General features: G+C 57.2%; 19 protein-coding genes. 1 reads left to right on the top strand and 18 read right to left on the bottom strand.

Annotated elements, in window-relative coordinates; translation table 11 throughout:
* Positions 1-102 precede the first annotated feature (102 nt).
* Both biuH and PAGR_RS08365 read right to left on the bottom strand, forming a co-directional pair.
* Positions 103-792, bottom strand: a complete 690-nt coding sequence (gene biuH, locus PAGR_RS08370) for a biuret amidohydrolase (protein ID WP_014594012.1) — start codon at positions 790-792, stop codon at positions 103-105.
* Positions 785-2,089 carry a purine-cytosine permease family protein gene (locus tag PAGR_RS08365; RefSeq protein ID WP_013026280.1) on the bottom strand — a complete coding sequence of 435 codons (1,305 nt, stop codon included), beginning with the start codon at positions 2,087-2,089 and terminating at the stop codon, positions 785-787. Before PAGR_RS08365 ends, biuH begins: the two co-directional genes overlap by 8 nt.
* Positions 2,090-2,581: 492 nt before the next feature.
* Between PAGR_RS08365 and PAGR_RS24295 the strand changes: the two genes are divergently transcribed.
* Positions 2,582-4,507 carry a phosphatase PAP2 family protein gene (locus tag PAGR_RS24295; protein WP_014605507.1) on the top strand — a complete coding sequence of 642 codons (1,926 nt, stop codon included), beginning with the start codon at positions 2,582-2,584 and terminating at the stop codon, positions 4,505-4,507.
* Positions 4,508-4,576: 69 nt separating this feature from the next.
* Here the strand turns inward: PAGR_RS24295 and PAGR_RS08355 are convergent, their stop codons facing one another.
* The 16 genes from PAGR_RS08355 to nac all read right to left on the bottom strand — a co-directional run bounded on the left by PAGR_RS08355 (position 4,577) and on the right by nac (position 23,858).
* Positions 4,577-5,089 (bottom strand): Lrp/AsnC family transcriptional regulator, encoded by a 513-nt coding sequence (locus tag PAGR_RS08355; protein ID WP_014605506.1) that lies wholly within the window; start codon positions 5,087-5,089, stop codon positions 4,577-4,579.
* A gap of 251 nt (positions 5,090-5,340) precedes the next feature.
* Entirely contained in the window at positions 5,341-6,657 is a 1,317-nt protein-coding gene (gabT, locus tag PAGR_RS08350) for a 4-aminobutyrate--2-oxoglutarate transaminase (protein WP_013026283.1), read from the bottom strand.
* A 113-nt stretch (positions 6,658-6,770) separates the two neighbouring features.
* The gene (locus PAGR_RS08345; protein WP_014605505.1) at positions 6,771-7,904 is read right to left on the bottom strand and encodes a M20 aminoacylase family protein; all 1,134 of its coding nucleotides are present in this window, start codon (positions 7,902-7,904) and stop codon (positions 6,771-6,773) included.
* Between the two features lies 1 nt (position 7,905).
* Entirely contained in the window at positions 7,906-8,832 is a 927-nt protein-coding gene (locus PAGR_RS08340) for a 2-hydroxyacid dehydrogenase (RefSeq protein ID WP_014594016.1), read from the bottom strand.
* Positions 8,832-9,674 (bottom strand): GNAT family N-acetyltransferase, encoded by an 843-nt coding sequence (locus tag PAGR_RS08335; protein WP_014605504.1) that lies wholly within the window; start codon positions 9,672-9,674, stop codon positions 8,832-8,834. Before PAGR_RS08335 ends, PAGR_RS08340 begins: the two co-directional genes overlap by 1 nt.
* Before the next feature lie 10 nt (positions 9,675-9,684).
* A complete protein-coding gene (locus tag PAGR_RS08330; protein WP_014605503.1) occupies positions 9,685-11,016 on the bottom strand; it encodes an NAD(P)/FAD-dependent oxidoreductase in 1,332 nt (443 codons plus the stop codon).
* 89 nt (positions 11,017-11,105) lie between these two features.
* Positions 11,106-12,770, bottom strand: a complete 1,665-nt coding sequence (locus PAGR_RS08325; protein WP_014605502.1) for an ABC transporter ATP-binding protein — start codon at positions 12,768-12,770, stop codon at positions 11,106-11,108.
* Complete coding sequence (locus tag PAGR_RS08320) at positions 12,767-13,615, bottom strand: ABC transporter permease (RefSeq protein ID WP_014605501.1); 849 nt, start codon at positions 13,613-13,615, stop codon at positions 12,767-12,769. Before PAGR_RS08320 ends, PAGR_RS08325 begins: the two co-directional genes overlap by 4 nt.
* Positions 13,615-14,568: an ABC transporter permease gene (locus tag PAGR_RS08315; RefSeq protein WP_014594019.1), complete on the bottom strand. Its 954-nt coding sequence runs from the start codon at positions 14,566-14,568 to the stop codon at positions 13,615-13,617. The genes PAGR_RS08320 and PAGR_RS08315 overlap by 1 nt, the downstream gene beginning before the upstream one ends.
* A 26-nt stretch (positions 14,569-14,594) precedes the next feature.
* The gene (locus PAGR_RS08310; protein WP_014605500.1) at positions 14,595-16,202 is read right to left on the bottom strand and encodes an ABC transporter substrate-binding protein; all 1,608 of its coding nucleotides are present in this window, start codon (positions 16,200-16,202) and stop codon (positions 14,595-14,597) included.
* A gap of 145 nt (positions 16,203-16,347) precedes the next feature.
* On the bottom strand, positions 16,348-17,625 hold the full coding sequence (locus tag PAGR_RS08305) for an NAD(P)/FAD-dependent oxidoreductase (RefSeq protein ID WP_014605499.1): 1,278 nt from the start codon (positions 17,623-17,625) through the stop codon (positions 16,348-16,350).
* 10 nt (positions 17,626-17,635) lie between these two features.
* Positions 17,636-18,304 (bottom strand): haloacid dehalogenase type II, encoded by a 669-nt coding sequence (locus PAGR_RS08300; RefSeq protein WP_013026293.1) that lies wholly within the window; start codon positions 18,302-18,304, stop codon positions 17,636-17,638.
* A gap of 32 nt (positions 18,305-18,336) precedes the next feature.
* Positions 18,337-19,806 carry an aldehyde dehydrogenase family protein gene (locus tag PAGR_RS08295; protein WP_014605498.1) on the bottom strand — a complete coding sequence of 490 codons (1,470 nt, stop codon included), beginning with the start codon at positions 19,804-19,806 and terminating at the stop codon, positions 18,337-18,339.
* 355 nt (positions 19,807-20,161) lie between these two features.
* Positions 20,162-21,619: an NAD-dependent succinate-semialdehyde dehydrogenase gene (locus PAGR_RS08290; protein ID WP_014605497.1), complete on the bottom strand. Its 1,458-nt coding sequence runs from the start codon at positions 21,617-21,619 to the stop codon at positions 20,162-20,164.
* Between the two features lie 151 nt (positions 21,620-21,770).
* Positions 21,771-22,730 (bottom strand): HTH-type transcriptional regulator Cbl, encoded by a 960-nt coding sequence (gene cbl, locus PAGR_RS08285; RefSeq protein WP_013026296.1) that lies wholly within the window; start codon positions 22,728-22,730, stop codon positions 21,771-21,773.
* Between the two features lie 210 nt (positions 22,731-22,940).
* Positions 22,941-23,858 (bottom strand): nitrogen assimilation transcriptional regulator NAC, encoded by a 918-nt coding sequence (gene nac, locus PAGR_RS08280; protein ID WP_013026297.1) that lies wholly within the window; start codon positions 23,856-23,858, stop codon positions 22,941-22,943.
* Positions 23,859-24,205 lie beyond the last annotated feature (347 nt).

The following is a 24,205-nucleotide window of genomic DNA, read 5'->3' as shown; positions in this document are numbered from 1 at the left end:
ACAGAGTGACGGGATCAGATGACAGCGAGGTGACGAGACGGTGACGTAAAAATGAATTTGCGCCAGCCTGTCCCGCTCAGGGCGACAGGCTGGCAGAACAACCTAAGGCTGACCGAGCGTGTCCAGCAGCGCGGCAGAGGTGGCAACGGCACCAAAGATGCCGCCCTGCATGTGGATCATGCTCAGCGCGGCTTCATGATGGCGTTGCTCTGTGGCGGCACAACAGTCGGACAAAACCAGGCACTCATATCCGCGATCGTTGGCCTCTCTCAGTGTCGTATGAACACATACATCCGTCGTGATACCGGTAATAATTAAATTCCGAATGCCGCGACTGCGTAAGACCAGCTCAAGGTCTGTGGCATAAAAGGATCCTTTACCGGGCTTATCAATGATCACTTCTCCTGCTAAGGGGGCGAGCTCGGGGATAATCTCCCAGCCCGGCTCACCGCGCACCAGGATACGGCCGCACGGCCCTGCACTGCCGATCTCCGCCTGCATCCTGGCCGAACGCCAGCGCTTGTTTGCCGGTAAGTCACTCAGGTCCGCGCGATGCCCTTCCCGGGTGTGAATGATGGGAAACTGAAGCGCACGCATACGTGCCAGTAACACTTTAAGGGGTTCGACAGGCGCACGCGTCAGGCCAATGTCGTAGCCCATCCTGTCAACGTACCCCCCCGGGCCGCAAAAATCGGTTTGCATATCAATGACGAGGAGAGCCGTGTCGGCCGGACTAAAATGGCCATCAAACGGCCAGGCATAAGGGGTGGAATTCACACTGTACTCAGGCATTGTTCTTCTCCAGTCGCGGCGTGGGGGAACGTAATTTAATAATCAGGGTGTAGCTGAGTGCGGCCGTCACCAGACCGATGACCGCTTCGCCAAACTGGGGGAACGCCAGATGCGCGACGACCGCGCACAGGCTTCCCAGCGCCCAGGCCGCGAAAGCCGCGCCATGGAAGCGTTGCGCCGGGCGCTGTTCACTCAGCTTTGCCATAAAAATCAGATCAACAATCATGACCGCACCAAACGGCGGCACCACCACGCCCAGCAGACTCAGCCACTCGAGAAAATATGACCAGACGCCTGCCAGTGCCAGCAGACCGCCGATGGCGCCAAGAATCAGGGTCCAGCGGCGCATCTTGCTGTTAAAGAGATGGCTAAACCCGACTGCACCGTTATAAAGACAGTGCGTACATACCGAGCCAAGGTTGATAAACACAAACAGGAAAGCCACCAGGGTCAGGACATCACCATGGCCCATCAGCATGGGCAGAAAATTGCCGCCGTTGGTCAGCGGATCGACCGCCGCGCCAACCGAAACGATAACCACGCCAAACAGATAGGCGATCAGGTTCGCGACCGGAAAGGCCGAAAAGGCGGCAATGACCGCAGCACGTCCACTCTTCGACCAGCGGGTGAAATCGGCGGTCATGGTGCCGGAATCGGCAAAACCCGCCACCACCATGGTGACCGCCGTGCCCATGCTCATGGCCCCCGCCACCGCCGGGCTGCCTTTCCAGTGAAACATGCTGGAAAATTCATGCGTCTGCCCCACGAAGTACAGCGCGACAAACCCCAGAATCACAAACATCGGCGCAGCAATCATGCCCAACACCGACAAGGCGCGCACGCCCAGGAAGGTCACGGCCGTAAACAGCACCATGGCAAATGCCGTCACCGACAGGGCATTCCAGCCGAAAGTCTCATGAATCACCGTACCGGTCAGTCCGGTCTGAAAGGCGTACCAGCCAATCACCACGGTCGAGAGGAAGCCCGACACGAGGATGTAACCTTTGCTGCCAAAGGTTCTTTTCGCCTGCAGGGCAAAGTTCATACCGGTATTACCGGCAAACCAGCTCAGCGCACCGACGTAGGCAAACAGCACCAGATTGCCCATCACAATCGCCAGCAGCGCAGGCCAGAAGCCAAGGTGCCAGGTGATGATGCCGCCAAACAGCGCATTCGTGAGGATCATAGGAAAACCAAACCAGACGGCCGAAACCGACCGGGTCGGATGGCGATGTGAGAGCGGCACAGGTTCGTGCTCAAACTCCTGTTCTAACGTTGGGGAAGCCTGTTTTTTCATTTGTCAGTTCCTGGTCAATGTCAGTCCACGGGTAGCCGCGTTGGGGCACTGTTTTTCATCCTGTACTCGCCATCGTTATGACGAAAAACGTGCCGTATCGCCGCCGACATGTGTGCATTGCGTGGCGTTGACGTGCCGCCTTGCCGGGGTGTTAATCCGTTTTCCACGCCTGTGTTCTACTGGATAGGGCTTACCGGACAGAAACTGCATGAAGCATGCCAGGAATCGCCGCCGCGACGTCATGGGGCGTAAATGCCCGTCGGGATACGGCCTTGGATACAAGATCGAATTCTTATGATAAGACGCGCTGAACCCCCGGCAGCGTCACGGCGGTTCAGGGCACGCTTGTGGGGCAGACTGCACAACAAATGGGAAACTTTATAACTCCATCTGGAAAGCAATTTTCACGTCAGATCGTCACGGGATTGTCATGTGTCATTAACGCTTTGCGGCCACAATACCGGGCCATCATTCGCCCGGAAGGTTTTCAACATGTCTGCTGCTGTTCGTTTTGGCATTTATCTGGCGCTGTTTTCTGGCATGGTTTCGACGCCTGTTTTGGGTCAGGATCGGCCCGCTACCGCACGGCCTGTCCCGCCGAGGGATCCGGGCTTCACCGACAGCGCGCCTGCGGCAGACGTGCCCGCTTTTATCGACAATATCGCCACCAACCAACGTGGTGATGCCCGGTTTGCGACGCTCGACACCAATGCCGGCGTGCGCGTGGTATCCGGCTTTCTTGCCCTGTGGCGCCCACGCACGCTGAAGGTCGATGCGGGAGTTACCGCGCCGGCCCGTGAGGGTTTTGCAGCCATTACGCCTTCTGACTGTACGGGACTGCCTGACAAAGCCCCCGTATGCGGCACAATCCTTAATTCTCACGTCCTGGCCGCGAATGTTCAGTATGTGGTGACAACGACACGACGCCGCACGGCAGCCCAGGCTGAGGCGGCCTATTACGACGACCGTCGTGGCAAAGGCTACAGCGTCACAGATGGCATGGGGCCACTGACGGGCGCATGGCGCAGTGCGGCCCAGCAGGTCACAACCCTGACACGCATTCCGGCTGATGCCACCACCGTGCTGTACGTGGATAAGGGCAACAATACCGGCGTGGGCAGTCAGGAAGGCAATCGCGACTTCGGTCTGGTGGTGGATTTTCTCAATGAAATGGGCAACAACGCCTCGACCGAACCGGTGAAGCGCTTCTATAAATATGCGCGTCCGTATCGCTGGCGTTCGGCGGTGGAGGTTGTTCCTGCCCTTGTGCCTGCGGAAAATCCACAGCCCGCCACCGACGGCGGATTTATCAGCGGCCACACGGCGGAAGCCGTCAGAGATGCCCTTACCATGGCGTGGCTGGTGCCGGAGCGCTATCAGGAGATGGTCAGCCGCGGTATGGAGCTGGGCGAAAACCGGATCGTGGCCGGAATGCACTCGCCTCTTGACGTCATCGGCGGGCGCATGCTGGCGCTGGCGGTGACCACCGCAAATCTGACGGCTTATCATGAGGATGCCAGGCGTGCCTTCACCCAGGCGCATCAGGCATTATGGCAACGCACCGCGACGCAACCGGCCACCTTCTTTGCCTATGCCCATGCCGCGCCGCCGAGCGCCGATCGCTTCGCCGATCCCACCCTTAACCGCCTTCAGGCGCTGCGGCGCATGACCTTTGGTTTCGCCCCCATCGGCCCTCGCCACCGTCCCCCCGTGGTGCCCAAAGGGGCCGAGATTTTGCTGGAAACCCGGTTTCCCTATCTGAGCGCCCTGCAACGGCGCGTGGTATTAAAAACTACCGCGCTGGCCTCAGGTTACCCGATCATGGACGATGCTGAGGGCTGGGGACGCCTGAACATTGTGGCCGCCGCCGACGGATATGGTCAGTTTACCGGCAACGTTAAAGTGGCAATGGACGCCGCTAAAGGCGGTTTTAATCAGTCCGACAGCTGGCGGAATGCGATCGGCGGTCAGGGAAAGCTGACCTTACAGGGTTCAGGCACCCTGAGGCTGACTGGCGCGAACCGCTACAGCGGCGGTACGGAGGTTCAGGGTGGCGTGCTGGAAGCCGGTTCAGCCCGCGCCTTTGGCGTGGGTGATCTCTATGTGGGCAATCAGGGCCGCGTGCGTATTGCTGCCCTGTCGCCGGTACAGGTGAAGAGCTACACGGCGCTGCCCGAAGCCAGTCTTGAACTGGATATTGATGGTCAGGGCGGTGGCCGTCTCATCGTGAACGGGCCTTTAGTGGCGGGGGGGACGCTGCTGGTGAAGTTTGTCAAAGGCTATCGTCCCGAAGCGGGCGATCTGATCCCGTTGATGCAGGCAGGCTCACTTGCGGCGCACTTTAGTCGCATCATTGTCGAAGGCTATCAGGCTCGACCTGTCAGCAGCGCGACACGACTCAGTATTAAGCTGCTCTGAACCTGATAAGCCCTGGCAAGGCGCGCGCAGGGAATGAGGTTGTCAGATTCCTGCGCGCTTAACCAAAAGTCAGACGCCGAACTCCATCGGGTTATGCTTGCTAATCAGTGAGCGCAGCGGCACGCTGCTTTTCATGACGGGTGATTTAATCACGATATAGCTGAAGTACTTATCGATACCAATTTGCGCATCCAGCATCTTCTCAATCACATCCTGATAATGCTCAATGCTGCGGGTAATAAAGCGCAACAGGTAATCGTAGCCGCCGGTAATCAAGTGGCACTCCATCAGTTCATCAACTTCACGCATCGCAGCTTCGAACTTCATAAAGTCTTCGCGACGATGTCCGTTCAGGGTGACTTCGGTAAACACGGTGACGGAATCGGTAATTTTGGTGATATTAACGTGCGCTTCGTAGCCGGTAATAAAGCCGGCCTGCTCCAGCCGTTTTACCCGCTGCAGGCAGGGACTCGGGGACAGCCCCACTGCATCGGCGAGATTGACGTTGCTGATACGGCCATCTTTTTGGAGTTGCACCAGAATATTGATATCGATGCGGTCGAGTTTCATTAAGCCGTTCATAGCACCCCTCATTGTTTACAGCTGTACTGGATGTTCGCTCCTACCCGGCGATAATCTGCGTACACGAGCGTAAAGCGCACTTTTAGAAATACTTAAAATACGCCACTTTAAAATAACAAGTGCGCCACTTTTTTGTAACACAAAAAATTCCCGGCCTGTCACGCTTTGCAAAAAATGCGCCAGCGTTGACCCCGGCTGCGCGCACGCTGGCGGCACTGCCGGGATGATGCCTTTCCAATGAGAGAGAGCGGCTAACCTAAGCGTCCGGTCGCACGCGCCAGCGCAATATCAAAGATATGCAGCGCTTCTTCGAGTTGCGAATCGGTGGTCACTAACGGTGCAAGGAAGCGGATGGTGTTGCGATGCAAACCACATTTGATCAGCAGCAGGCCTTCCTGACAGGCGCTGTCGAGGATCTTTTGTGTCAGCGCGCTGTCGGGTTTATGGGTATCCACATCCAGAATTTCTACTGCCTGCATAAAGCCCACGCCGCGTACATCGCCGATGCAGGCATATTTATCCGCAAGCTGGCGCAGACGCTGGTTTAACTGCTCGCCCAACTGGCAGGAGCGCGCCAGCAGGTTTTCCTGCTCGAAGATATCCAGTACAGCCAGTGCCGCCGCACAGGCCAGCGCATTACCACCATAGGTGCCGCCCAACCCGCCCGGGGCCGGACTGTCCATGATCTCGGCTTTGCCCACCACGCCGGAAATCGGCAAGCCACCGGCCAGGCTCTTCGCCGTGGTGATCATGTCGGGTTTGATGCCGAGTTGCTGGAAGGCAAACATGGTACCGGTACGGCCAAAGCCGCTCTGAATTTCATCACAGATCAGCATAATGCCGTGCTGGGTAGTAATACGACGCAGCGCCTGCATAAATGCCGGGCCTGCAGGTAAGAAGCCGCCATCGCCCTGAACGGGTTCAATGATAATCGCGGCGACGCGCTCCGGCAAAATCTGCACAGAAAACAGCTGATCAAGTGCCTTCAGACAGTCGGCCTCAGTCACACCGTGCAACGGATTCGGGAACGGCAGGCGATAAACATCCCCCGGGAACGGACCAAAATTCTGTTTGTATGGCGCAGACATGCCCGTCAGCGTCACGCCAAGCAGGGTACGTCCGTGGAAAGCCCCGTCAAACGCAATGATGCCCGGCCGTTGCGTATAAGAACGGGCGATTTTCACCGCGTTCTCTACCGCTTCTGCACCGCTGGTGAAAAACACGCTTTTATAGTGCTCGTCACCGCCCACCAGCTTATTCAGACGCTGGGCCAGCTCAATGTATCCCGGATAGGCCGCCACCTGAAAACAGGCATGGGACACCATGCCCAGTTGGCGGGTGACGGCGTTAACCACGGCCGGATGGTTGTGGCCTACGTTAAGGACGCCAATACCGCCCACAAAATCCAGATAGCGGTTGCCTTCCACATCCCATACTTCGCTGCCTTTGGCTCGCTCAATCACCAGCGGATGAGCGGTAATAATGCCACGCGGCACATTGTGATCTCGGACATCCAGCAACTGGCTGTTGTCCGCATAGGTTTGCTGCTCTGCCAGGACATTCTGCATTTTTATACCTCATCCACGTCGTGTTCGGTTGGCTTAAGTATCGCAATCTGTTGGTCAATGACGCTGCCGTAATTCCGTCAGCCGCGGCATTTCGTGTCAAAATCCCACGGATTTCAGCCGGGAAATGTTGCCCCTGTTGCATAACAGGCCAGCGTGACAAAGGCCTGGATTCCGTAGGGTATGAGCGCGTCGTTAAAATCATAGGCGGCGTGATGGAGCGGCTTGCTGGGTGCCGATCCTATCCACAAATAAGCGCCAGGCTTTGCCTGTAACATAAAAGCAAAATCTTCTGAGGTCAGCGCAGGCTGAGGGGCCAGCCGGGCTGTCATGCCTGCCGCCTGCAAGGCCGCGAGGGCCTGACTTGCCTCAGACTCGCTGTTGATGGTGGCTGGGTAATAACGCAAATAATTCACCTCGGCGTCCAATCCATGCGCCGCCGCGATGTGCCCGGCCATGTGCCGCAGACGTGATTCGATGATGTCCTGTGCCGCTGGGTTGAACGTGCGTACCGTGCCGGTGATATTGGCTTCCGCAGGGATCATATTGTGAGAAAATCCGCCCTGCATGCGCGTCACGGTCAGCAACGCCGGTTCGCAGGGATCAAGCGCCCGGGGCACCAGAGTGTTTAACTGCACCACCAGTTCACTGAGGGCAAGCAGCGTATCGTGCGTGAGATGAGGCTGTGCGGCATGGCCGCCAGGCCCTTTCAGGGTGATATCAAATCGGTCTGCCGCGGCCATGATGGCACCGGGGCGAGTCTGAATTTCACCCAAGGGTAATTCAGGCCAGTTATGCAGGGCAAACACCGCATCGCAGGGGAAGCGCTGGAACAGACCGTCGTCAATCATGGCCTTCGCGCCCGCCAGGCCCTCTTCTGCTGGCTGAAAAATAAAGCAGACCGTGCCGGTAAACTCGACCTCGCGCGTCAGCTTTGCTGCCGCGCCAAGCAGCATAATGGTGTGGCCATCGTGACCGCAGGCGTGGCTGCAGTTCGGCGTCTGGCTGGTCCAGGGCACCTCGCCGTTGTCCTGCATGGGCAGCGCATCCATATCAGCCCGCAGTCCAATCATGCGTGAACCGCTGCCTTTTTTCAGTACGCCCACCACGCCCGTTTTACCGATGCCGCGATGCACCTCAATGCCGAGATCCTCTAAAAACCGCGCGACAATATCGCTGGTCCGCGCTTCATGAAAGCCCAGCTCCGGATGACGGTGCAGATCACGGCGCAATGCCACTAAAGGGTCCATTTCAATATCCTCGTGAACGATCAACGACGCCGACCAGCGGCTCGCCGCGCTGAAAGCGACGCAGGTTAGCCAGAAGCGCCTTAATCGCGCTGTCATTCTGCGTCTGGCTGGCGATGTGCGGCGTCAACCACACAGCCGGGTGCGTCCAAAATGCGTGACCGGCAGGCAAAGGTTCGGGATCGGTGACATCGATCACCGCAGCCCGTAACTGGCCGCTGTCGAGCGCATCCAACAGGTCCTGATGATTTAGCTGAGGGCCGCGTCCCACCTGAACCAGTGCGGCTCCCGCAGGCAACTGGCCGAACAGCCCGGCATTCAGGCGTCCCTGGGTGCTGGACGTTAGCGGCAGCAGGCACACCAGAATATCGCTGCGCGCCAGAAAGTCGGACAGCTGATCGTCACCATGCCAGCACGGCACGCCCGCAATATGGTGCGGCGTACGGCTCCAGCCGCCGCAGTCAAATCCCATCGACTGAAGCTGCGCCAGCGCCGCGCGGCCCAGTTCGCCCAGGCCCATAATGCCGATGCGACGCTGACTGGCGGGCATCGCCAGATGCGCCTGCCACTGCTGGTGGCGTTGCTGCTGGAAATAGCGTGGCATGTCGCGATGCAGCCCCAGCACCGCAAAGGTGACGTATTCCACCATGCCCTGCGTCAGGCCAGGTTCAATCGTTCTGACCAGCGGGATGTGGCCAGGCAGCGTGGACAGATCAAACTGCTCAGCCCCTGCGCCCACAGAAAACAGGACTTTCAGATTGGGAAAACAGGCCATAAGGTCATCCGGCGGCAACCAGGCGACCAGGGCATCAACCTGAGCCGCATCACCGGTTTCCGGCCAGAGATGTAAGTGGATATCGGGCGCGTGTTCAGCCAGCCAGCGCTGCCAGTAAAGGCCGCGCTGGGGTTCAGATTTATAGACAACGTGCATCAGGCCATGGCCTGCGTGGTCAGACCAAACGCCTGCATACCTTGCGCTACCCAGACCTCACCGCGCACCATCGTGACGGGCGCATCAACATTCGTGAGGCCCAGGCTCTCCAGCCAGGGAGCCAGCGGTAAAGCCGCATCCGTATCCATGCGCAAATACTCGCCCTTCATGCCCTGCATCAGCGCAGCCGACAGCGCCTGCGCAACCGGAAAATCTTCTGCAATAACGGGACCAATGACCCAGCCACGGCCAAAACGGCGCAGGCTGGCAAAGCCCTTAAGGCGTTGCTCATCATCCTGCAATATCACGGTCTGATTGTCGGTAATCAGATGCGCCACCAGCGCCGGGCGGAAAAGCCCGTGGGCGGCCTGGTCCATGTTTACCAGCGCATCCCGGTCGTCAAGGGTGGCGCTGCGCAACGTCAACCCAGCCGGGATCGCGACCCTGGGCAGCGTCGTCAGGGATGGCGTCTGGTACTGAAGGATCTTACCGCAGGCAACGAAGCCGAGCTTTTCATACAGGCCTTTCCCCATCTCGGTGGCGTGCAGACGCACATTGTAGCCGGGAACTTTCTCTAACAAGGCCAGCATCAGCTGCTTGCCCAGCCCGCGCCCCTGATGTGAGTTTGCGACAATGACCAGACCGATGGTGGCGGCTTTGTCGCCCCAGCGCCAGAGAATCGCGCTGCCAATCACTTCACCCTGATCTTCAATCACCACGCCTTCGCCAAGCTCAATGCCGATCGCCCAGTCTTCATGGCGGTGCGGCCAGTTTAGCGTCTGGCTCATCGCATAAACCTGCGGAATGTCTTCGGTCGTCATGCTACGAATATCAAATGTCATTTTGCTTTCCTTACATCATGCCAGGTGCATCAAGTCCGCTGCCGTCAATAAAACGGCTGTAACGATACGGGGTGGGATCCACCACCGGCGTCGCGTCCGTCGCCAGTTCAGCGGCGAGGCGGCCCGCGCCGGGGCCAATACCAAAACCGTGTGCGCTGAACCCCGCCGACAGCACCAGGCCAGGCAGTTTTGCCACCGTTGAAATAACCGGAATAGCATCCGGCGTACTGTCAATCATTCCCCCCCAGGCCTGGGCGACTTTGAGATTCGCCAGGGCAGGAAATTCGCGGCGCATGGCGGCCAGTCCGCTTTCCACGACCCAGGCATCGGCAGCCGGATCCAGAATACGCATCCGCTCGAAAGGCGAAACGGCATCCAGATCCCAGCGCCCCATTGCCTCAGGGCCGTGAAAGAACGGCTTCACCCCCAGATTCAGGGTAAGATTTTTACGACGACTTTTGAACGTGGGATAAAACTGACGCAGATATCGCAAGCCCTGAGCACCGGGCTCCAGCCGTCCACGGCCCGATACGGAAACGGTATAGCTGCCATCCAGCTGCGGCCGACAGGCGAAGCTTTCGGTATAAAAAGGAACGGCAATGGCCTGCTCGATGGGCTGAGTCCGAAAGGCGGTGCCAATCACATTCCCCAGCGGCAGATCGATGCCGTGCCGACGGCAAAACATCGACGTCCATGCACCCGCTGCGCAGATCACGCGGGGGGCTTTGACGACTCCCCGTTCGGTTATCACGCCGCTGACGCGTCCTGCTGAAATATCCAGCCCGCGCACCGCACATTGCTGAAACACCAGCGCCCCTTTTTTCTGTGCGCCAATCACTATACCCGGCGCGGCCAGTCTGGGCTCTGCTGCACCGTCGGTGGGGGCCGAAACGCCGCCCAGCCAGTTTGTAGTGCTGCCCGGCGTCAGGGCTTTCGCCTGCTGCGCATTTAATATGTCGCTGCGTACGCCATACTGTTTGGCCATCTGGCCCCATGTATCCCAGGCGGCGATGTCCGCTTCATTGCGGGTGGCGTAAACCAGTCCGCTGCGGCGAAAACCCAGCTCTTCACCGGTTTCCACACTGAGTTCTTCCCAGCCTCGTAAGGCTTCAATCACCAGCGGCAGTTCACGTTCATCGCGATTCTGCTGACGGCACCAGCCCCAGTTGCGACTGGATTGTTCAGCCCCGACCAGGCCCTTCTCAATCAGCACCACCTTCAGGCCCTGCTTTGCCAGATACCAGGTGGCAGCGGCACCGGCGATACCGGCACCAATCACCACCACATCAGCGGCATCCGGGAAGTCCGGGCTGTCCTGTACATAACGAATCGGTGCAGGCATGACGTCACAACCTCGTCGTGTATTGGGGCAGAATGACCCTGGTTCAGCTGCCCCAAAATGAGTTTTGCTTGCCAAAATGGCGGTGCCGGTTATTCGGCTTTCAGAATCTCTTCATGCTCGTCCAGCCAGCCCTGACGTAGCTCAGGAACCGCACGTTTCAGGCGTTCGAAATAGAGCTCACTGGTCGGTTGATCGTAGTTACCGCGTGCCAGCTGGGTCACGATAGCGCCATTGCGCATCACAACGATCTCGTCACACACGGCACGCACGGCGTGCATATCGTGGCTGATAAACATTACCGACAATCCCAGCTCACGGCGCAGTTCACTGATCAGATCCAGCACCGCCGAGGCCACTACGGTATCGAGCGCCGAGGTCACCTCATCACAGAGAATGACATCCGGTTCTGCCGCCAGGGCACGTGCCAGATTCACACGCTGCTTTTGCCCACCGGACAACGACCAGGGACGGCGCGAGAGTACCGTGCGCGGCAACTTCACCAGATCCAGAAGTTGATACAGCCGGTTCTGCCGGGCGATGCCGCTCAGACTATGAAACAGCGTCAGGGGACGAGACAGAATCCGCTCCACACTGTGCGCCGGATTGAGCGCCGTATCCGCCATCTGGAAAACATACTGAATACGGCGCAGCTCGTTATCCGTGCGCTTTTGCATCTGATCGGCCACCGTGTAGCCATTAAACAAGATTTGCCCCTGGCAGGCCGGATTGAGGCCAGCGATAGCGTGAGCCAGGGTGGTTTTGCCCGAGCCGGATTCACCAATAATGCCGATGGCCTGACCTTTCCAGAGCGTCAGATTGATGTTTTCCAGGATGCGCACTTTGGGTAAGCCATCGCTGCCTTTCGGGCCGTAACCGGCAGACAGATCGCGCACTTCCAGTAGCGGCAGTTCACCGGCTTTCGCCGGGCACCAGTGGCTGGGGCGCTCTTTCTGCTGAGCCGCATCCATCAACAGGCGCGTATAGTCCGCTTGCGGCGCGCCAATCAGGTGCGCAGTGGTGCCGTACTCAGCGATTTTACCTTGCAGCAGAACAAGGATGCGATCGGCCATTTGTGCCACCACGGCCAGGTCATGACTGACATAAATTGCCGTTACGCCGCGCTGTTTGACCACCCGACGAAAGGCTTTCAACACTTCAACCTGGGTGGTGACATCCAGCGCCGTCGTGGGTTCATCCAGAATCACCACGTCCGGATCGCTGATCAGCGCCATCGCCGTCATCAAACGCTGTAACTGCCCGCCCGAGACCTGATGGGGGAAGCGATCGCCAATCGTATCCGGGTTGGGTAACGCCAGCTCACGAAACAACGCCAGCGCTTTGGCCTTCGCCGCCTTGCGCGTCATTGTGCCGTGAATCACGACCGGTTCAATGACCTGATCGATAATTTTCATGCCGGGGTTAAAAGAGGCAGCCGCACTCTGGGCAATGTAGGCGACTTTGTTGCCGCGAAAAACACGCAACTGTGCGGGGGTAAGATTCATGATGTTGGTCCCCGCAACATGAATATTGCCCTCGGCTATTTTACAGCCGTGGCGTGCATAGCCCATGAGCGCCATCGCAATGGTGGTTTTACCCGAGCCGGATTCGCCAATCAGCGCCAGCACTTCGCCCTTTTGCACCGTGAAGCGAATATCGGACACGATATCCAGCTCATCCCCGTTGTCGTTATGCGCCGTTACGCGCAGGTTATCGACAGATATCACAGGCATTGCCGTATGTTGCGTCACGTTCATGCCCCCTCCTTTGCCAGCGTCAACGGACGCATGCTTTGCAAGCTGTCAATAAACAGGTTAACGGCGATGGTCAGGCTGGCAATGGCCACCGCGGGCATCAACACGGCGGGTGAACCATCAAACAGCCCCTGAATATTTTCACGCACTAATGTTCCCCAGTCGGCATAAGGTGGCTGAACGCCCAAGCCAAGGAAGCTCAGCCCGCTCAGCAGTAAAACGATATACACAAAACGCAGGCCAAAATCGGCCAGGACCGGGTGCACCATATTGGGCAGAATATCGTGGATGGCGATGTACCAGCGGCTTTCTCCCCGCAGGCGGGAGGCGCGGACATAGTCCATATTGCGCAAGTTGCTGGCCAGGGCAAAGGCGATACGAAATGCGCCAGGCCAGTAGGTGAATACCGCGGTAATCAGCAGCATCGGCAATGAAGATCCGAACACTGCCACGATCATCAGCGCCAGGATTTTCCCCGGTAACACCAGCATGGCGTCGTTGATACGGCCCAGCAGCTCTTCCAGCCAGCGCCCGGTCACCGCCGCTAACAGCGCCAGCAGGGTGCCAATCAGGCTGGCCAGCACCGCAGCGCCCAGCGCCAGGCCAAGGGAAAATTTCGCCCCGTACATAATGCGGCTGAGCATATCCCGCCCCAGGTAATCCGTACCCAGCAGGTTTTCATGCGTAAATCCCCCCATTAACGGGCCCGCACCAATGTCGTCGAGATTATGGGGCGCCCACCAGGTGCCGAAGAGCGCGATAATCAGCCAGAACAAGGTCACCACCAGGCCTAACTGGCCCGATAAAGACAGTGACTGAAAAATGCGCCAGGGAAGCAATATTTTCATCAGCTCCTCCATTTCGGGTTAAAGGCGATAGTCAGGATATCGGCCGCCAGCAGCAGAAGCAGATAGCAGCTGGCAAACAACATCACACAGAGTTGAACTACCGGCAGATCGCGGTTGCTGACCGCATCGACCATCTGACTGGCCAGGCCGGGATAGCTGAAGATGGTTTCGATAATGATGACCCCACCAAACAGGTAAGAAAGACTGAGGGAAATGGCGTTAGCGATAGGGCCAACGGCATTCGGTAAGGCATGACGGAGCACCGCCCGCATCGGGGAAACGCCTTTCAGCAAGGCCATTTCCAGATAAGGGCTGTCGAGCTGGTTAATAATGGCCGCGCGGGTCATGCGCGCCATTTGTGCCACCAGGCCGCAGCATAACGTCATCACCGGCAGCGCATAGGCTTTAAGGTAGCTGGCGAAGTCCATATTGGGGCTGCCCAGCGACATGGCCGAAACCCAGTGCAGCTTCACCGCAAAAATCAGGACCGCGACGGTTGCAACCAGAAACTCCGGTACCGCAACCGTTGCCATGGTGCCAATCACCAGGGCACGATCGAGTTTTGAGCCACGATTCATGGCCGCCGCGATGCCAATAATCAGCGCCAGCGGGACACAAATTGCCGTGGTGGTGGCAGCCAGTTCAAAGGTGGCAGGCAAGCGCTGCGCCACCAGCTGTGCTACCGGCAGATGACTGGCAAATGAGGTGCCAAAATTCCCTGTCAGCATACCGCCAAGCCAAGTGAAATAGCGCACCAGCAGGGGCTGATCTAAGCCCAACTGCTGGCGCAGGGCCGCCACGGTTTCCGGCGTGGCGTTTTGCCCCAGGATCATTTGCGCCGCATCGCCCGGCAGCAGGCTGGTGATAAAAAACACCACCGCCGAGACGATAAGCAAGGTCAGGATGCCAGCGCCAATGCGCCGGGCAATCAGGAACATCATGTATCGGTTCATCGGCGAACTCCTTCTTCAGACGATTATCAGGCTGAAAGCCAGGCGAACTCATGGAAGCGATAGCCCATCAGCATGCCCGATGGCCAGGCTTCAAGTCCGTTAACCTTCTTGCTGTAACCGTCCATGGAACTGATAAATGCCGGGATGAGCGTACCGCAGTGGTCATAGATCAGGGTTTGCATATCGCCGTACATCTGCTTGCGTTTGGCTTTATCACGTTCGCCACGTGCCGCAATCACCAACTGATCGAACTGAGGGTTTTTCCAGCCGCTCTCGTTGGTGGATGAGCTTGACAGGTAGAACTGTGAGAACAGCATATCGAGCGTTGGGCGCGGGTTGATCGAGCCGTAGCCCACCGGATCTTTCATCCAGTGGGTGCCCCAGTAGCCTTCATAAGGCACGCGACGCACGTTGACGTTCAGGCCTGCATTGCGTCCTACCTGCTGAATCAGCTGTGCCCCTTCCGTTGCGCCTTCCAGCGGCGGAGAGGTCACAATCTCAATGGTCTGCCCGGTCATGCCCGCTTTGTTGATATAAAATTTGGCTTTTTCGGGATCGAGCGGACGCGGTTTAAGGTCGGCGTTAAACAGCGGATGCCAGGGTGGAACCGGCGTGTCATTACTCACGTCGCCAAAGCCCTGCAGCACGGTTTTCACGATGATTTCTCTGGGCTGCAGATATTTCATCGCCAGCACGAAATCCGGGTTGCTGCCGGGTTTGATATCGGTGCGGATAATCAGGTTGGTGTACATGCCACCTTTGGTTTCAAGCACTGCATGATCCGGCGTACGGCTGATGCGCATACTGTCCGGCGCTTTCAGGCCCGAGGCCACCTGGATATCGCCCGACAGCAGCGCGTTGACGCGGGCGGCCTGATCGGTCACACCCAGCAGTTCCACTTCATCCAGATGCGGTAGCCCCGGTTTAAAGTAGTTCGGGTTTTTGGTGCCCACGGTATTGACCCCGGGCGTAAAGCTTTTGCACACGAAGGGGCCGGTGCCAATCCCTTTGCTGAAATCTTTGGTGCCATCCTGAACGATCAGGAAGGGAGATGTCGTCAGCATGTAAGGAAGGTCAAAGTTGGGTGCCACGAGAACAAGCTGAACTTCATTGTCGTTGACAGCTGTAAGGGTCTTGAACTGTTCGGCAAGCTTGAATGCACTTGAGGCCACGGCGGGATCTTTATGGCGGTTAAGCGAGAAAATCACGTCTTTCGCGGTAAAGGGCTTACCGTCGTGGAACGTGACGCCTTTGCGCAGTTTGATGCTCCAGGTGATACCGTCGTCCGAATCCACCGACTCTGCCAGGCCGGGCTTAACCGACATTGACTTGTCGACCTCTGTCAGACAGCTGTAAAACATAAACTGGCGCGTGTAGTCGGCGCTGTTGCTACCTTTTGCCGGATCAAGCGTATCAGTCGCAGACGCGTTAGACATGCCGACACGTATTTTTCCGCCCTGAACCGGTTTGCTTTCTGCCAGCGCCATGCCGGGAAAGCCGATCAGTCCGGTGCTCATCACCGCACCGGCGGAAAGCAGCTTCATTAAACTGCGACGGGACAGCGTGCCCTCCGTGATCATCCGCGTCAGAGCAGGATTGGTTACGTCAGATTCTTTATTATCAATTTTACTCATCTGTACACCCTCATTACGTGTTCGAGAGAACATGGAAACATCCCCTGCGTCATTCAGACGGCGCATACTGGCTGGCCGTTCCGCTGCCGGGCTGGCGAGTCGTCATTCACTGCGCGCCCAGAGCGGCCTGAAAAACAGTGTGAATTTATGAAAGGCGATCCTTTGCTTTGTAGTAGAGCCCGGCGAGCGGCAAAAACCACGGTTTTCCGTGATAGCCCGGCAGTGCAGGCCATGCCTCGCGCTGCCAGGGGTTATCGCGAGATTTCTCACTTATCAGATCGGCCATCACCCGGCCCATCCATACCGACATCTGCGTGCCATGCCCGCTGTAACCCAGCGAATAAAACACCCCGTCCTGTTCACCGGCATGTGGCAGACGATCGGCACTCATATCCACCATGCCGCCCCAGCAGTAGTCGATCTTCGTGTTAGCCAGTTGGGGGAACATTTTCGCCATTGCCGCATGCAGGATGTCGCCGCTGCGTGAATCCGACGTCGGATTGCTGATGGCGAAGCGCGCCCTGCCGCCAAACACCAGACGGCTATCCGCCGTGGTACGGAAGTAGTTACCGATGTTCATCGAGGTCACGTAGTTGCGGTTTTCGGGCAGCAGCGCATGAAGCAGCGCGTTATCCAGTGGCTCAGTGACGACAATAAAACTGCCCACCGGCACAATACGACGCTGAAACCACGGGAACGGGCCTTCGCTGGAGCAGCCGGTTGCCATCAGCACTTTGTCGGCCAGGATTTCGCCCTGGCTGGTGACCACCCGGTGACGATAGCCGTCGAGCCGTACCAGCTGAGTGACGTGATGATGGGTATAGATTTTTGCGCCACTGCGCACCGCAGCTTCGGCCAGGCCCACACCAAACTTGCCCATGTGCATCTGGCCGCCATGCTGTTGCAAGAGTCCACCATGAAAGTCGCCACCGCCAATTTCCCGCTGAACCTCATCTTTGCTCAGTAACTGGATATCAGGATCCACGGTGCGGCGCATCAGTGTCCAGGCGTCCTGCAGGCCGGAGAAGTGGGATGCCTTGCTGGCCAGTTTGAGCTTGCCGCACAGACGAAAATCGCAGTCGATCTGCTCTTGTTTAATTAACTGCTCAACATAGGTCACCGCATCGTCAAATGCCTTGTAGAAGCGACTGGCCTGGTCAAGTCCGTGGCTGCCAACCAGCGAGGCAAAGTTTTGCGCCACGCCGGTGTTGCAATGGCCGCCGTTGCGTGACGAGGCCTGACTCATCACCTCTCCGCTGTCCAGCACCACCACATTAATTCCGCTACGCGCCAGCGTCAGCGCTGCGGACACACCGGTAAAACCCGCCCCAATCACGACCACATCGGCCTGTGCAGGTAAGGGGGCTTTAGCGGCGGCGCTGAACGACGGGGCGGTGGCTTGCCAGTACGATTCCAGTTTCATGACGGTGTCCTCAAAGACCGACGACGCCAGGCAGGCCGCCAATATCTTTAATTTCGGTGTATTGATAATAGGGATTGGCCGGTTCATGCCCGCGATTGACCCAGACCTTATGCTTAATGCCCAGGTCGTGCGCGGTCATCAGGTCATAACGGAAACTGGATGACACATGCAGAATTTCGTCCGGACGGCAGTCCAGTTTTTCCAGCATGTATTCAAAGCCTTTCATCTGCGGTTTATAGGCACCGGCCTCTTCCGCCGTAATCGCCATATGCACAGGCGCGCCAAGACGAGGAATGTGATGCGGAATCAGGTCGTTCATCGAGTTGGTCAGCAGCACCAGCGGAAATTCTTTCGCCACTTTGGCTAATCCGGCGGGCACATCCGGATGCGGTCCCCAGGTGGCGCAGTCGGTGTAGATAAAATCACTGTCTGCCTGCTCCCATTTCACGCCCCATTTTTTACAGGTGCGCTGAATCGCATTGCTGACCACGTCGTAGTAAGGCTTCCAGGCACCCAGCACCTCATCCAGACGATAGCCCGAAAAGTCAGCGACAAAGGCATCCATGGCATTCGCGTCCACCCGCTCCGCAAAACAGCGCTTTGCTGCACCTGCCATATCAAAAAAGATCAGCGTGCCGTAACAATCAAAAGTGATGAATTTGGGTTTAAACAGTGCCATGGAATTAACCTCGTTATTGTCAGGTGTGGTGCTTAAAAATCGATAAGTACGCTTTTCTGGCGCTGGCAGGCCTGGAACGCCTGGCGTCCCAAATCTTTACCAATACCCGAGCCCAGAAAACCGCCGGTTGGAATGATGAAATCGCCGGAGCGTCCATAGCGATTGACCCACACTGTACCGGCGTCAATCGCCCGTATCGCCCGCATGGCCCGTGGCAGGCTCAGCGTATGCACACCGGCACACAGGCCGTACGTATCATGTGCTGCCAGCGCCAGCCCCTGCTCTTCATCGTCGAAGGTCTGAATGGTCAGTACCGGACCAAAAATTTCCTGCTGTACCGCCGGATTATCCTGCTTCACCTGGCTTAACAGCGTGGGTTGCCAGAACCAGCCCTCATCGGTATCCGCGAAGCGTTCGCCGCCCACCAGCACCTCAGCGCCCTGCGCTTTGGCATCTTCAATGACCGAACGCACTTTATTGCCCTGGCGCGCATCAATCAGCGGTGCATAACGCGAGGTGTCCTGCCATGTAACGCCTGGCCTGGCCTCACGACATAACGCCGCCAGCCGTTCCGTCAGCGCATCGGCAATGCCGCGCTGCACGATTAAGCGCGTACCCGCAACGCAGGCCTGGCCGCCATTTGCGGTGAAGCCGCGCAGAATACGCTGCGCCAGCACCTCAATATCCCCTGCATCATCGAAAACCAGTTGGGGGCTTTTACCGCCCAGCTCCAGCGTAACGGGCTTCATGCCAAACTGTGCGGCATCGCTCATGATGCGCGCGCCGGTCAGGGTGGAACCGGTGAAAGACACTTTGCGCACGCGCGGATGTCTGACGAGCGCGCTGCCCGTTACCGCCCCGCTGCCCTGCACGATATTCAGGATGCCTGCGGGTAAACCAGCCTGAACCGCCAGCTCTGCCATGCGCACGGTAGAAAGCGGCGTGAGTTCAGAGGGTTTCAGCACCACCGCATTTCCTGCCGCCAGGGCCGGCCCGCATTTCCACGAGGCCATCGACAGGGGGAAATTCCAGGGCGTAATCGCCCCGATCACGCCATAGGGTTCGGCAATCAGCATTCCCAGGCTGCTATCCCGCGTGGGAAACAGGTCACCGCTGTATTTGTCAGCACATTCGGCATAGAAACGAATGGCTTCGGCGGTGAAGGGAATTTCATGCTGCACCACGTCGGCGATCGGACGCGTTGAGCCAAGTGCTTCAAGCTGGGCCAGCAGCAGATCCTGTTCGATTAAGTCCGCCCAGCGGCGCAAAACCCGACCGCGTTCACGGGGGGAACAACCTGACCAGCCGCTGGTTTTTAATGCCTGATGCGCCGTCATCACGGCACGATCAACATCGTCCGCCTGGGCTTCATGCAGGGTGGCAAAAACACGACCATCTGAGGGGCGTTTAACGGCAAAAGATTCGCCTTGTGTTTGCACATGTTTCCCGCCGATATAATGGCCTAACGGGAGTGGCACGCTTTCCGGGTCGAAACTCAACATGGAAGAATCCTTATTTGTTACACCCATCACACTCTGGATTGGTTAAATTTCGGCAATGCTTTTCTGAATAAGTAATTAGGTAATGCAGAAAGTATGCCAGCCGTTAAAAAAATAAAAATGCGTTTAAAACGACGCAAAAAAATTTTTCTGCCGTATTAATGACGGATTTATTGCGGAATTGCCGAAGCGTTAAACAGATGATTTACCTCACAAAAAACCCGCCTTGCTTTGGTGCATTGCGCATGAAACTTGCACTAAAAAGGAGAAAAGGCGCAAAAAACCAGATCTGATGCACAAAAAAAAGCGCCAGCATAACGATTATGCTGGCGCCTGAATTCAGGTATTACGTCTTAAATTACAAACTGCCGAGATGGAATGTTTTTTGTTCCAGATATTCATCAATTCCGTAACGTGAACCTTCACGACCGATTCCCGATAATTTAACGCCGCCAAAGGGCGCCACTTCTAAAGAGATTACGCCCGTATTAAATCCTACCATGCCAAATTCCAGCGCTTCCGCTACCCGCCAGGCGCGTCGAATATTCTCCGTAAAGAAATACGCGCCCAGGCCATAAGGCGTGTCGTTCGCCATCGCCAATGCCTGCGCCTCATCGTCAAACACAAACAGTGGTGCCACCGGGCCAAAGGTCTCTTCCTGCGCAATGCGCATCTCACTCGTCACCTGCCCCAGAACGGTAGGCTGAACCCAGGTTCCCGCTCCGCTGCTGATGCCGCCCGTTAACAGCGTCGCCCCTTTCTGTAAGGCATCGTCGATATGTGCATTGACCTTTTCAACCGCGGCGGTATTGATCAGGGGCCCGAGGGTGCTACCGGCCGCAAATCCGTCGCCCACCTTGAGGGTGGCCACGGCTTCCAGTAAGCGGGCGGAAAAGCGTTCATAGATGTTGCGCTGTACCAGAATCCGGTTGGCGCAGACACAGGTTTGCCCGGCGTTACGGAATTTGCTGGTCATGACGCCAGCCACCGCGATCTCAATATCGGCGTCATCGAAAACGATTAGCGGCGCGTTGCCGCCCAGTTCCAGACTCAACCGTTTTACGCTGTCGGCACATTGTTTCATCAGTAACTGACCCACACGGGTTGAGCCGGTGAATGAAATTTTACGCACCAGGCGGCTTTCAGTCAGGGCGGCGCCAATTTCCGTCGGCATACCGGTGACCACCTGCAAAACACCGGACGGAAAGCCGGCGCGCTCTGCCAGAACCGCCAGCGCCAGGGCAGACAGCGGCGTCAGATCAGAAGGTTTAACGATAATCGGACAACCCGCCGCCAGCGCAGGCGCCACCTTGCGGGTAATCATAGCAATGGGAAAATTCCACGGCGTAATGGCTGCCGCTACGCCGACCGGCTGTTTTAACACGATGATTCTGCGGTCGGACGTGGGCGCGGGAATGGTATCGCCGTAAATGCGACGCGCCTCTTCGGCAAACCACTTAACGAAACTGGCGCCGTACAAGACTTCGCCTCTGGCTTCCGCCAGCGGTTTGCCCTGCTCGGCCGTCATGATGATGGCAAGATCGTCGGCGTTATCGACAATCAACTGATACCACTTTTCCAGCAGTGCGGCGCGTGTGGCATTGGGTGTTTTGGCCCAGTCATGGCGTACCGACTCCGCATGATCGATCGCCGCCTCGGTTTCCTTCCGCCCCAGCGCCGGAACTGTCGCCAGCGTCTCACGGGTTGCCGGATCGATAACCGGCAGCGTTTCGCCCTGATAACCGTTCTGCCATTGACCCGCAAACAGCGCCTGCTGACGCAACAGCGTGTGATCTTTTAGTTGTATACGTGACATCGCATCCCCCCTTGTTCAGATCTTTCCACTTTATCGGGAGGGGAGAAGCGCAGGATGTTGTTATTGCCGGCCAGAAAGCGTTCGCTGTGAAGATTTACGGCAGAAAAAAAATTTTATGCCGTTGCGCCAGGGCGCTGGATGTTCAGGGTCGCTAAATCTGAAAATCGATAACCGGCTCATCGTCACCCGCGGAGGACAGTGCCTGCTCTTTAATCTCTTCAAGCGATAAGTTGGCGTTGCACAGCTCCAGAAATTGCCAGACATAGTTGCGCTGCAGTTGGCCCCGTTTCAGCCCCAGCCACACGGTGTTAGCCTCAAACAGATGCGTGGCATCCAGCCTGACCAGCTCACCGCCCGGTTCGGTTTCACAGGCCTGATCGGCCAGAATACCGACACCAAGGCCAAGTTTGACATAGGTTTTCACCACATCGGAATCCTGTGCGCTGAGCACGATGTCCGGCTTTAAGCCTGCCCCCTGGAAGGCCCGGTCCACACGTGAACGCCCGGTAATCCCCTGGCGATAAGTAATGAGCGGATGGTGACTGAGCGCATTGAGCGATACCGGCTGTTGCTGCACCAGCTCGTGATCGTGCGGCACCAGCAGGGCATGATGCCAGCTAAACCACGGAAACGCCGCCAGGCTGCTGTTATTCACCAGCATCTCACTGGCAATTCCGACATCCACCTCGCCTGCCAGCAGCATGTTCACAATTTCCTGCGGCGAGCCCTGGTTCAGTTCAAGTCTGACGTTGGGATAAAGCTGGCGAAACGCCTTGATGACGGGCGGCAGACTGTAACGCGCCTGCGTATGCGTGGTGGCGATGGAAAGGATACCGCTGGATTCATTGGTAAACACGTCAGCCAGACGGCGGACTTTACCGGCTTCGTCCAAAATGCGCTCCGCAATGGTTAATAGCGCTTTCCCGGGCTCTGTCATGCCAAGCAGCCGCTTGCCGCGCCGGATAAAGATTTCAACCCCAAGCTCATCTTCCAGATCGCGAATATGGCGGCTGACGCCCGATTGCGAGGTAAATAGCGTGCTTGCGACCTCTGTAAGGTTGAACTCCCGTCGTGCCGCTTCGCGGATAATTTTAAGTTGCTGGAAATTCACACTATTTACCTCTCTTTACACAATCCGATAAACAGAGGGTAAAAAGGATTTTCGATAACTGGAAATACTAAAAAAGTTTTATTTATGCATTTGAAGCATATAGAACAGGGCGGGAGACGTTGAGCTGCATCCTGATGGACAGTCACAGAAAGGGCAGCGGCGCGATATCTACGCGCCCTGCTTCAGAGAAAGTGGGTCAGGACAGGCGTTCTAGCTGACCAGGGTGAGTTCCCGTTTTTCCGTCAGCGGTTTGTTCAGCAGCGACAGCAGGATATTTTTAACGGCCTGCGCCGGGGGCGATAAAGGTAACCGATGTGAAAGGTTGAGCGATAACGGCAGGCTGATCGTCGGGCTGGTAATACGCGCCATCCATGCCTGGGTGGAACCCACCAGCGCCCGGGCGGCGGATTCCGGCAATACGGTGACGCCCATCCCGCTGGATATCGCGGCGGTCAGCGTGGAAAGCGACTCTATTTCACCAATAATACGCGCACTCAGGCGGCGCAGTGAAAATGCCTCGTCAACGCGCTGACGCACGGCACTGTAATCGCGTGGCAAAAACAGGCTCATCTGTGCCACTTCAGCCAGATCCACATTGGTACCCGGACAGGCGGTGGTGCCGACCAGATACAGATCTTCTTTGAGCAGCGGTAGACTGTTGATCCCTGCCGTCGGCGCACGGTCATACAGCACGGCCATATCCAGCTGCCCGCTAATAATGTTTTCATTCAGGGCGCTGCTGCTGTTTTCATGCAGATAAACAATGATATCCGGATACTGTTCCCGTACCGTTTGCAGCAATGGCATCGTCAGCGAGGAGGCGGCCGTTCCGGGAGCCAGTCCAATGGAAACCTGCCCTTTCACCACTTCACCGGCATTCATCACCGCTGACTGTGCCAGCTCACACTGTCGCAGAATAACGCGCGCATGGCTGTAGAGTAATTTTCCGGCTTCCGTAGGTGTTACGCCGCGTTTGGTGCGATTCAGAAGCTGCTGCTCCAGCTCACCTTCAAGCGTAGCAACCTGCTGGCTTAACGCAGGCTGGGCAATATGCAGCACTTCTGCTGCCCGCGTCAGGCTACCGATATCGACGATTTTCACAAAGTATTTCAGCCGTCTTAAATTCATCTTGCCTCCGTTGCTACGTCAAGGTTTCTGGCTGATCCGTATCAACCAGCCTGTATACAGATGAATTGCAATATGCAGACCAGGTTTATTCAGATCGCGAAACATGTCGGGAAATAATTGCTAAGCATCAGAATAAACAGCGTTTCTCTGTACCTCCAAAGAGGTAAGTCGGGGAGCACCGCCGCATTCAGGCGGCAACACAGGGTGAGCTGCACCGCAACAGTGCGAAACATGTCAAACCAGCGTGCAGCGTCGGCCCTGTGCCAGCAAAGGTTATCGACGTGCCAGCGTCCGGCCCGGTTATGCAGGAGAAAAAGCAGAAAGAGAGTGAGATGCGTTGCTAGGTT

Source organism: Pantoea ananatis PA13, assembly GCF_000233595.1.
Classification (GTDB): Bacteria; Pseudomonadota; Gammaproteobacteria; order Enterobacterales; family Enterobacteriaceae; genus Pantoea; species Pantoea ananatis.
This window is presented reverse-complemented; position numbering and strand designations above follow the sequence as displayed.